The 9,650-nt window shown below is 70.9% G+C and carries 8 protein-coding genes; 6 read left to right on the forward strand and 2 right to left on the reverse strand.

Going from position 1 to position 9,650, the window contains the following annotated elements; translation table 11 throughout:
• The first annotated feature begins 55 nt into the window (after positions 1–55).
• From CXY79_RS13970 to CXY79_RS13995, 6 genes are all read left to right on the forward strand, one after another.
• On the forward strand, positions 56–259 hold the full coding sequence (locus CXY79_RS13970; RefSeq protein WP_104102676.1) for a dodecin family protein: 204 nt from the start codon (positions 56–58) through the stop codon (positions 257–259).
• A gap of 127 nt (positions 260–386) precedes the next feature.
• Positions 387–1,046 carry a YitT family protein gene (locus CXY79_RS13975; protein ID WP_166784770.1) on the forward strand — a complete coding sequence of 220 codons (660 nt, stop codon included), beginning with the start codon at positions 387–389 and terminating at the stop codon, positions 1,044–1,046.
• Positions 1,047–1,143: 97 nt separating this feature from the next.
• Positions 1,144–1,917: a LamB/YcsF family protein gene (locus CXY79_RS13980; protein ID WP_104102679.1), complete on the forward strand. Its 774-nt coding sequence runs from the start codon at positions 1,144–1,146 to the stop codon at positions 1,915–1,917.
• A gap of 4 nt (positions 1,918–1,921) precedes the next feature.
• On the forward strand, positions 1,922–3,565 hold the full coding sequence (locus CXY79_RS13985; protein ID WP_233191509.1) for an urea amidolyase family protein: 1,644 nt from the start codon (positions 1,922–1,924) through the stop codon (positions 3,563–3,565).
• 127 nt (positions 3,566–3,692) lie between these two features.
• Positions 3,693–5,465 (forward strand): biotin carboxylase N-terminal domain-containing protein, encoded by a 1,773-nt coding sequence (locus tag CXY79_RS13990; RefSeq protein ID WP_104102685.1) that lies wholly within the window; start codon positions 3,693–3,695, stop codon positions 5,463–5,465.
• A 97-nt stretch (positions 5,466–5,562) separates the two neighbouring features.
• Complete coding sequence (locus CXY79_RS13995) at positions 5,563–6,264, forward strand: GntR family transcriptional regulator (protein WP_104102688.1); 702 nt, start codon at positions 5,563–5,565, stop codon at positions 6,262–6,264.
• A gap of 497 nt (positions 6,265–6,761) precedes the next feature.
• Here CXY79_RS13995 and CXY79_RS14000 read toward each other — a convergent pair whose 3' ends face one another.
• The gene (locus CXY79_RS14000; protein WP_233191510.1) at positions 6,762–8,018 is read right to left on the reverse strand and encodes an NRAMP family divalent metal transporter; all 1,257 of its coding nucleotides are present in this window, start codon (positions 8,016–8,018) and stop codon (positions 6,762–6,764) included.
• Positions 8,019–8,200: 182 nt separating this feature from the next.
• A complete protein-coding gene (locus CXY79_RS14005; RefSeq protein ID WP_233191511.1) occupies positions 8,201–9,388 on the reverse strand; it encodes a M20/M25/M40 family metallo-hydrolase in 1,188 nt (395 codons plus the stop codon).
• Positions 9,389–9,650 lie beyond the last annotated feature (262 nt).

Genomic DNA, 9,650 nt, shown 5'->3' on the forward strand with positions numbered 1-9,650 from the left:
GGGGCGTACCCTCGGCCGCAAGACGCACCATCAACCCGAACGACAAGGAGCAATTATGTCTGTGGCACGCGTAACAACACTCAGCATCCGGTCCGACAGATCCTTCGAGGATGCCGTCGCCGTCGGCATCGCCCGGGCGAGCAAGACCCTGCGCGGGGTCTCCGGCGCCTGGGTCAAGGAACAGAAGGTGGAGGTGACAGACGGTGAGATTACCTCGTACGACGTCGTGATCGAAGTCACCTTCGTTCTCGACGACTAGGCACGGTCTGCGCACGAGCGGCCGGCCCGACAGGTCGCCGGCGGCGCGGAAGGCGGCATCCGCGACGCCGGGCCGGGTCGGCCTGGCAACTTGATAACGGGCCGATAGTGCAATTGGATGGACTTCCATGACCCGTCGCCTCGTCCAGCTCCTCATCGGCCTCTTCCTCTACGGCTTGGGGATCGCGCTGATTGTGCGCGGCGAGATCGGCGTGGCCCCGTGGGACGTCCTCACCCAGGGCATATCCGGCCGCACCGGCCTCGGTTTTGGGTTGGTCACCATCCTGATCAGCGGCGTCGTGCTGCTGCTCTGGATCCCGCTGCGCCAGAAGCCGGGCGTGGGCACCGTGCTGAACGCCCTGCTCGTCGGGCCGGCGGCGGATGTCGGCCTCTGGCTGATCCCGACGGGGCAGGATTTGTGGGTGCGCATCCTGCTGTTCGCGGCCGGGCTTCTGGTGCTGGCGATCGCTACCGGCCTCTATATCGGCGCGCATTTCGGCCCCGGCCCGCGCGACGGGCTGATGACGGGCCTGCACCAGCGCACCGGCTGGCGCATTTGGATCGTGCGCACGGGCATCGAGGTGACCGTGCTCAGCATCGGCTGGGCGCTCGGCGGCAACGTGGGCATCGGCACGGTGCTCTTCGCCGTGCTCGTCGGCCCGCTCTGCCACTGGACGATCCCGTTCTTCGCGATCACCCTGCCCCAGAACGACGACGCCCGGCTCGAGGAGACCCTCGAGGGTTCCGTGCCGCCCTCCGAGCCCTCGATCGACAGCCCCGCGAACTGACTCCGGCGCCGAATCGGGCTTCCACCCGCCAATACATTGTTGAACAATCTGCGGAAGTGGTGCATCCTTAACCAAACTTCCACGGACGGAGACCCGGATGTCCAGCATCGATTCAGACAGCATCGATCTAAACAGTGATGTCGGGGAATCCTTCGGCAACTGGTCCTTCGGCGACGACGCAGCGATCATCTCCTCCGTCTCCAGCGTGAACGTGGCCTGCGCCTTCCACGCCGGGGATCCGAGTACGATCCGCGCCACCTGCACCGCCGCCGCCACAGCCGGCGTGACGGTCGGCGCGCACCCGGGCTACCGGGACCTGGCCGGCTTCGGTCGCCGGTTCATCGACATGGAGCCCGGTCACCTCACCGACGAGGTGATCTATCAGATCGGCGCGCTGCAGGCCCTGGCCGCGGTCGCCGGAACCCGGGTCAGCTACGTCAAACCGCACGGCGCCCTCTACAACACCATCGCGCACGACGAGGTGCAGGCGCAGGCCGTCGTCGACGCGATCCGCGCCATCGACCCGAGCCTGCCCGTGATGGTGCTGCCCGATTCCGAGATCCAGCGCCTCGCCGACGCGGCGGGGCTCCGCACGGTCGTGGAGGCCTTCGCCGACCGCGCCTACAACTCCGACGGCTCTTTGGTCTCGCGGTCCCGGCCCGGCGCCGTGCTGCTGCACCCCGACGCTGTCACCGAGCAGGCGCTCCGCCTGGCCGGTGACCGCCAGGTGCGCACGGTCGACGGCAGCCTCCTCACGGTGACGGCCGAGAGCATCTGCCTGCACGGCGACACCCCCGGCGCGGTCGCGGTGGCCGGTGCGGTGCGCTCCGCGCTGCAGGATGCCGGAATCCGCATTCGAAGCTTCGTCTAGCCCCGTGTCCGGTCCCGTTCGCATCATCCGAGCCGTCGGCGACCGCGCCGTGCTGGTCGGACTGCACAGCCTGGCCGACGTGCTCGACCTGCAGGCACACCTGCAGCGGCATCCGTTGGCCGGGCAGCTCGACGTGCTCGCCGCCGCGGAAACCGTGCTGATCACCGGCGTCTCCGCCTCCGCCGCACGGGGATTCGCCGACGCCCTGCGGCAGCTGCAGGTGCTGCCGGCCGCCCCCGCAAACGCCGCGCTCTTGCAGATCGACACCGTCTACGACGGGGAAGACCTCGCCGACGTCGCCGCGCACACCGGCCTCAGCATCGAGGGCGTCATCGCCGCGCACACCGGCCAGGACTGGACCGCCGCGTTCGGCGGCTTCGCCCCCGGCTTCCTCTACCTCACCGGCGCGAGCGCCGTGCTGACCGTGCCCCGGCGCAGCTCGCCGCGCAGCTCGGTGCCTACCGGCTCCGTGGCCGTGGCCGGCGACTACTCCGCCGTCTACCCCCGCACCTCCCCCGGCGGCTGGCAGCTGCTCGGCCGCACGGACGCCCGGCTCTGGGACCTGAAGCGTTCGCAGCCGGCCCTGATCCGCCCGGGTGACCGTGTGCGGTTCCGCGCGGTGCGCGAGCAGGTCGCCGCCGCGGGGGTCCTCGTACCGGAGACCGCAGTCGCGGTTGGGACTCCGGCAGCGGCGGCCACTCCCGATGTCGCGGCAACCGCGGCCCCCACCCCCGCCACCGGCATCCGCGTGCTCTCCCCCGGCGCGCAGACGACCGTGCAGGACCTCGGCCGCCCCGGTTACGCCGACCAAGGCGTGACCGCGTCCGGCGCACTCGACCGTGGCGCCCTGCGGCGCGCCAACCGGGTCGTTGGAAATCCGGCCACGGCCGCCGTGCTCGAGAACGCCCTCGGCGGCCTGTCCCTGACCGCGCTGGCAGACCAGGTGCTCGCCGTCACCGGTGCCGTTCTGCCGCTCACGGTGACGGATGCCGCCGGCCGCCACCGCGAGCTGCCGATGGATTTTGCCGTCTCCCTTTTCGCCGGGCAGACCCTGTCGCTCGGAGCCCCCCGCTCGGGCGTGCGCAGCTACCTGGCCTTTCGCGGCGGCATCGACGTGGACCCGGTGCTCGGCAGCCGGTCCACCGACACCCTCAGCGGCATCGGTCCGGCCCCGCTGACCTCGGGCACCGTGCTCCGGATGCTGCCGCCCGCCCCCGGCAGCGCCGTGCACCACCCCGAAACCCCGCCGCCGGCCCCGGCCGAGGTCACCGTGCTGCGCTTCGTGCCGGGACCCCGCGCGGACTGGTTCGAGCCGGCATCCGTCGACCGGTTCGGCGACGCGGAGTGGACCGTCACCCATCAGTCGAACCGGATCGGCCTGCGGCTGGCCGGTGAGCCGCTCGCCCGGTCGCGGCCGGGCGAGCTGGCCAGCGAGGGTACGGCCCGCGGGGCCATCCAGGTGCCGCCGTCGGGCTTGCCGGTTTTGTTCCTCGCGGACCACCCGGTCACCGGCGGCTACCCCGTGATCGGCGTCGTGCTCACCGAGGACCTCGACCTCGCGGCACAGTTGCCGACGGGTGCGCGCATCCGTTTCACGCCCGTGCCTGCCGAGCCCCTTCCAGCCGAGCCCGTCCCCGCCTCCCCCTGATACCCGCCCTCACGCGCTACGCAGTTGCTGCGCCGCTGCGCTGCCGGCACGCCACGCGCGGAGCGGCGCAGCCCCCGCGCGTGCCCCAAACACCCCCCGAACACACGCCCCGAATGAGAGCTGAACCATGCAGAAAGTTCTGATCGCCAACCGCGGCGAGATCGCCGTGCGCATCGCTCGCGCCTGCGACGACGCCGGCCTTGACTCCGTGGCCGTCTACGCGGACGTCGACGCCGACGGCCTGCACGTCTCGGCCGCCACGGAGGCCTGGGCACTTGGCGGCGACAGCCCGACCGACAGCTACCTCAACGTGCCCAAGCTGCTGCGCATCGCCCAGAATTCCGGCGCCGACGCCGTGCACCCGGGCTACGGCTTCCTCTCGGAGAACGCCGATTTTGCTCAGGCCGTGATTGACGCGGGACTCCTCTGGATCGGTCCGACGCCCGCCGCGATCCGGGTGCTGGGCAACAAAGTCTCCGCCCGTGAGATCGCCATCCGGGTGGGAGCTCCCCTGGTCGCCGGGTCCGAGGGCACCGTGGAGACCGCCGCCGAGGTGCGCGCCTTCGCCATGGAGCACGGCCTGCCGGTGGCCATTAAGGCGGCGTTCGGCGGCGGCGGCCGCGGCCTCAAGGTCGTCTGGGACATGGATGCGATCGAGGAGTCCTTTGATTCGGCCGTGCGCGAGTCGACGGCCGCCTTCGGCCGCGGCGAGTGCTTCGTCGAGAGGTTCCTGCACAAACCCCGCCACGTGGAGGCGCAGATCCTCGCCGACACCCACGGCAACGTGATCGTCGTGGGCACCCGCGACTGCTCGCTGCAGCGCCGCAACCAGAAGCTCGTCGAAGAGGCGCCCGCGCCGTTCCTCACCCCTGCGCAGAAAAACCAGATCTATTCCTCGGCCAAGGCCATCTGCCGGGCCGCCGGCTACACCGGCGCGGGCACCGTGGAGTACCTGCTCGCGCAGGACGGCACCATCTCGTTCCTCGAGGTGAACACCCGGCTGCAGGTCGAGCATCCGATCACCGAGGAGACCAGCGGCATCGACCTGGTACTGGCGCAGCTGCAGATCGCAGCCGGCGGGCCCGTTCCCATCTTCACCGACCCCGAACCGCGGGGGCACTCGTTCGAGTTCCGAATCAACGCCGAAGACGTGGGGCGCGGGTTCCTGCCGTGCCCCGGGACCGTGGCGACCTTTACCGTGCCGACCGGGCCGGGCATCCGGGTCGATTCCGGGGTCAGGGCAGGCGGCATCGTACCGGACCGGTTCGACTCCCTGCTCGCCAAGCTGATCGTCACCGGCGCCGACCGGCAGCAGGCCCTGCGCCGCGCCCGCCGAGCCCTTGCCGAGTTCGAGATCACCGGCCTGCCCACCGTGCTGCCGTTCCACCGTGCCGTGGTCACTTCGACGGCATTCACCGCGCCCGACCACCTCGACGTGCACACCGGCTGGATCCAGGCCGACTTCTCCGAAGAACTGCCCAGCGACCCCCAGTTCAATCCCGTGCCGCCGGAGGCCGCCCGCCACACCATCAGCATCGAGGTCGACGGGCGACGGATGGCGCTCGGCCTGCCTGCCACCCTCCTCGACAGTCTCCTTCGCGGGCTGGGCGGCGCGGCCCGTGCGGCCGCTGTCACCGCTGCCGACGGCCTTCCCACCGGGGGCCACTCGGCCCCCGCCGCAGACCCGGCCACCCTCCGGGCCAGCATGGGCGGCTCGGTCGTGAAGTGGATGGCCCCATCCGGTGCGCTCGTGGCCGCAGGCGACCCGGTGCTCGTACTCGAGGCCATGAAGATGGAGTCGATCGTGGTGGCGCACCGCAGCGGAATCCTGCGGGAGCAGCTGGTTCATCCCGGCGACACGGTGGCGGTGGACAGCGCGGTCGCCTCGATCGGGGACTGAGCGTATCCGTCGCCCGGTTCCGGCTGCCCGCCGGAACCGCCGGAACACCCCGCCCGTCCTCGGGCCGCCGCTCCGACCGGGCGGTATCGTGGGCACCATGACCCTCGCCGAGACCCTCGCCGACCTGCGTCACCGCACCGCGTCGGCGCGTCACGCCGAGACCGGCCAGTGGGTGTCGGGGGTGCTTCGCGAGCGGATCGCGGCCGGCCACCTGCCGCCCGGCACGAAGCTCCCCGAGGAGCCGCTTTGCGACGCGCTCGGCGTCTCGCGCAACACCCTCCGCGAGGCCTTCGCGACGCTCAGCGCCGAACGGGTGGTCACCCGCATCCCGAACAAGGGCGTCTTCGTCGCCCGGCCTACCGCAGACGACATTCGGGAGATCTACCGGGTGCGGCGCTACCTCGAGCCGGGTGCCCTGGCCTTCACACCGGCCGCGGAGCTCACCCCGGCGAGGCTGGATGGACTGCGCCAGGCCGTGGCGAGCGCGCGGAAGGCCCGCGAGGCCGGATCGGTCCCGGGCATGGCCGGTGCCAACCAGGAGTTCCACGCCGGCGTCGTGGCCCTGGCCGGCAGCGACCGCCTCGATTTGCTGATGGCGCAGGTGCTCGCCGAGATGCGCCTGGTCTTCCATTCGATGGGCGAGGTGGCCACCTTCCACGCGCCCTATGTCGACGACAACGCCCGCATCGTCGAGCTGCTGGCGGCCGACCGGTCGACGGATGCCGCGGCCCTGCTCACCGGCTACCTGCAGCGCGCCGAGGCCCAGCTGCTGTCGATCGTGGCCGAGTCCGTCCGCTAGCCGGCGGTATCCGGCACGGCTGCCCGGCCCCGCTCCCCTCAGCTGCCTGCATGCGGCTGTGCTGCGCGTCCGCGCTGTTCCTCCGCTGTTCCTCCGCGCTGCGCTGGTTTGTGGCTAACTCAGGAGATCCCGCCGGGCCGCGCACCGCAGCCGCGGACCAGTGCGGCGGCCAGCACCAGCCGGTGACCACGCAAACAAAACTCCTGAGTTAGCCACAGAGGCGGGCGATCAAGCAGGCAGCGGGGTGGATGTCGGCGACGGAGAAAGCGGGCACCGGGTCGGCGGACAGCAGCGAGAAATGGAGGCCTTCGGGGGCCGTCGGGAGTCTCAAGGGGTCTTCGGGAGTCTCAAGGGGCCTTCGGGAGGCCTTCGGGGGTCTTCGGGGGCCGTCGGAGCGGCGGCGCGCGGCGGGCCGTGCAGGGTGGGGGTCGGGCACATCCGTCAGCCCCAAAGCGTCGCGAGTCCGCCGAGGGACTGATAGCCGANGGGCACATCCGTCAGCCCCAAAGCGTCGCGAGTCCGCCGAGGGACTGATAGCCGAGGAACAGCGTCAGCAGCCAGGCCAGCACGCCGATGCCCAGCAGCCACTTCGGGTAGACGTAGCCGCCGAGCAGGTCGCGGCGGCGCCAGGCCACCCAGAGGATGACAGCGAAGCCGAACGGGAGGATCAGCCCGTTGACCGCGCCGGCCATGATCAGAAGCGTGGCCGGGGCCTGGCCGAGCAGCGTGTAGACCAACGTTGACACGGCGATGAAGACGACGGTGGCGATGCTGCGGGTGCGGGGCGAGGTCTGTGAAGTGGTCACGAACGAGATCGAGGTGTACGCCGCCCCGATCACCGAGGTGATGGCCGCGGCCCAGAGCACGATGCCGAAAAGTTTGAACCCGATCTCGCCGGCCGCGGCCTGGAAGGCCTCCGCGGGTTGATTGTCGCTGGTCAGGTCCACGCCCCCGGCGACCACGCCGAGGATGGCGAGGAACAGGAGCACCCGGATCACGCCGGTGATGATGACGCCCAGCACCGAACTGCGGGTGATCTCGGTGATCTGGGCCCGTCCGGTCACGCCGGCGTCAATCATCCGGTGCGCGCCGGCGTAGGTGATGTAGCCGCCGATCGTGCCGCCGATCAGGGTGGTGATGATGAGGACGTCGATGTCGTCGGGCAGCACCGCGTTCTTGACCGCGAGGCCGAGGGGCGGATTCGACACGATCGCCACGTAGGCGATCAGCACGATCATCACGGCCCCGAGTACGACGACGACCTTGTCCAGCGCGAGCCCGGCCCGTTTGCTGAGGAAGATCGCGATCGCGACGGCCGCCGAGAGGATGCCGCCGAGCTTGGCGTCCAGGCCGAAGAGCACGTTGACACCCAGGCCGGAACCGGCGATGTTGCCGATGTTGAACACGAGCCCGCCGAGGCAGATCAGCGCGGCCAGGAACCAGCCGGCGCCGGGCAGCACGGTGTTGGCCAGTACCTGCGCTCGCTTACCGCTGACGCCGATTACCCGCCAGACGTTCAGCTGCACCGCGATGTCGACCAGGATCGAGACCAGGATGGCGAAGGCGAAGGCTGCGCCGAGCTGCACCGTGAAGCTTGTGGTCTGCACGATGAAGCCGGGTCCGACGGCGCTGGTCGCCATCAGGAACATGGCGCCGAGGAGCGCGCTACGCTGCGCCCGGCGCGGGCCGCGCAGCTTCTTCTTCACGCCTGCGGTTTTCGCTCGAATCCTGGCGCGGACGACGTTGAAAACCATGGGGCGCTCACTTCTCGGAAGGTCAGCACCGGCGGTCACTGATGTCGAGCCAGCCTACATATTGTTCAACAATCAGCACAACCATGAGGCCCACATGGACTCCCCCGGCCGGCGGGGTGCAGCGGGGCAGGGACGGCGATGGGGCCGAGGCAGGGTTCGGGCGGGATCGCCGGGCGCGCGGACTACCCGCAGAAATCGGCGATCGTGCGGGTCAGAATCTCGGTGAGCGCGTCGACGGATGCCGCGTCCGCCCACTCCGCGTCGGCGTGCGCTCCGCCACCGTCCACGCCCACGACGAGGCAGGGGATGCCGGCCTCGTGCAGCAGCCCGGCGTCGGTCCAGAACGGCTCGCCGCGGACATCCGGCCGGCGTCCGAGCACCTCCGTCGCCCGTTCGGTCACCAGACGCACGATCGGCCACTCCGGATCGGCCTCGAACGCCGCACGCGCCACGAGCCGCGTCAGCCGGAAGCGGAACCCGGCGACGACGTCGGCGAGCCGCTCCAGCAGCGCCCGGAGCTCGGCCTCGACCCGGTCGGGGCTCTGGCCGGGCAACATGCGCCGCTCGATCGTGAGCGTGCAGGCGGCGGCGACGGTGGCGGCATCCGAACCCCCGGCGATGGTCGACACGCGCACGGTCCCGTGGCCGAGCAGCGGATGCGCCGGCGCCGCCTCGATGTCGGCCCGGAGCTCATCGAGGGCGCGCAGCACCAGCCCGGCGTGCACGATGGCGTCGATGCCGCGCTCCGGCTGGGATCCGTGGGCGGCGAGCCCGGTGAGCTCCACCTCGAACCAGGCGAAACCGCGATGGGCGAGCGTGAGGCACAGCTCGCTCGGCTCGGCGACGATCGCCGCGTCGGCGCGGAAGCTGCGCAGCACCTCCATGGTGCCGAGGCTGCCGAACTCCTCGTCCGCCACGAGGGTGACGATGACGTCTCCGGCGAGAACGGATGCCCCGGCCGGCCCGGCCGCATGGGCCCCGGTTCCCCCGACTCCCGTCGCCCGCGCCGCCGCGACCAGGATCGCCGCGACGCCGCCCTTCATATCGAAGGCTCCCCGGCCGATGACGCGACCGTCCCGGAGCTCGCCCGCGAACGGATCCCCGGCGTAACCGCCGACGCCGACGGTGTCGAGGTGCCCGTTGAGCATCAGGGAGCGCCCTCCCCCGGTGCCGTGCCGGATGCCGACGATCGTAGGCCGCCCGGGATGCTCCTCGAGGCGGTGCACCTCGAACCCCCGCGCGGTGAGCCAGTCTGCGCACCAAGCTGCGATCATCCGTTCGCCTGCAGCCTCCGGCACCAGGTCGGAGTTGACGGAATCGATGCCGATGAGCCTCTGCACCACGCCCACCGCTTCGCTCTCTGAATGCACACCCTCAACCTAGCGGCGCCGCAGACCGCGAAAGCGGGTGAAACGTCGGTTTCAGGGCTGCACGGCGACGATTCACCCGATCTCGCGACCGGGTAGCCGGCGAGGTAGCCGGCGAGGTAGCCGGCCGGGTAGGCGGCGACACGTTCCGCCCACACCCCCGAACGAATTCGACGGAGATTTCGGCTCCCCTGCTGTATCCGTGGGTGTTTCGGAGCGCCTTAACGGCCGCACGCCGCTTCCTGTCTAGGTTTCTGACTGTCAA

Source organism: Cryobacterium sp. M96 (assembly GCF_002929845.1).
Taxonomy (GTDB): domain Bacteria; phylum Actinomycetota; class Actinomycetes; order Actinomycetales; family Microbacteriaceae; genus Cryobacterium; species Cryobacterium sandaracinum.

What these genes read in the sequence shown, in the direction of transcription:
- CXY79_RS13970 (WP_104102676.1), top strand. Translation starts at nt 56, where the DNA reads ATGTCTGTGGCACGCGTAACAACACTCAGCATCCGGTCCGACAGATCC.
- CXY79_RS13975 (WP_166784770.1), top strand. Translation starts at nt 387, where the DNA reads ATGACCCGTCGCCTCGTCCAGCTCCTCATCGGCCTCTTCCTCTACGGC.
- CXY79_RS13980 (WP_104102679.1), top strand. Translation starts at nt 1,144, where the DNA reads ATGTCCAGCATCGATTCAGACAGCATCGATCTAAACAGTGATGTCGGG.
- CXY79_RS13990 (WP_104102685.1), top strand. Translation starts at nt 3,693, where the DNA reads ATGCAGAAAGTTCTGATCGCCAACCGCGGCGAGATCGCCGTGCGCATC.
- CXY79_RS13995 (WP_104102688.1), top strand. Translation starts at nt 5,563, where the DNA reads ATGACCCTCGCCGAGACCCTCGCCGACCTGCGTCACCGCACCGCGTCG.
- CXY79_RS14000 (WP_233191510.1), bottom strand. Translation starts at nt 8,018, where the DNA reads ATGGTTTTCAACGTCGTCCGCGCCAGGATTCGAGCGAAAACCGCAGGC.